This window comes from Streptomyces sp. NRRL S-118 (assembly GCF_000716335.1).
In the GTDB taxonomy this organism is placed as follows: domain Bacteria; phylum Actinomycetota; class Actinomycetes; order Streptomycetales; family Streptomycetaceae; genus Streptomyces.
The window spans coordinates 2,782-2,998 of sequence record NZ_KL591053.1 but is presented as its reverse complement, the minus strand read 5'-3'; the positions used below and the strand labels follow the sequence as shown (position 1 = coordinate 2,998).

Here is a 217-nt window from a genome sequence, read left to right as displayed (position 1 = left end):
CCGGTGCGGTCGCGGCCGTACGTCGCCAGCAGAGCCTGCGCCTCGATGGGGTCGCCGAGCTTCGTCCCGGTGCCGTGGCCCTCCACGGCGTCCACGTCCGCCGGGCGCAGCCCCGCGTTCGCCAGCGCCTGACGGATCACGCGCTCCTGCGAGGGGCCGTTGGGGGCGGTGAGACCGTTGCTCGCACCGTCCTGGTTGACGGCCGAGCCACGCACCA

Annotated in this window: 1 protein-coding gene; it reads right to left on the bottom strand. The window is 75.1% G+C overall.

Annotated features, from left to right (window positions below):
• On the bottom strand, positions 1 to 217 hold a 217-nt coding region (locus tag IH00_RS44915), incomplete at both ends, for a hypothetical protein (protein ID WP_234335127.1).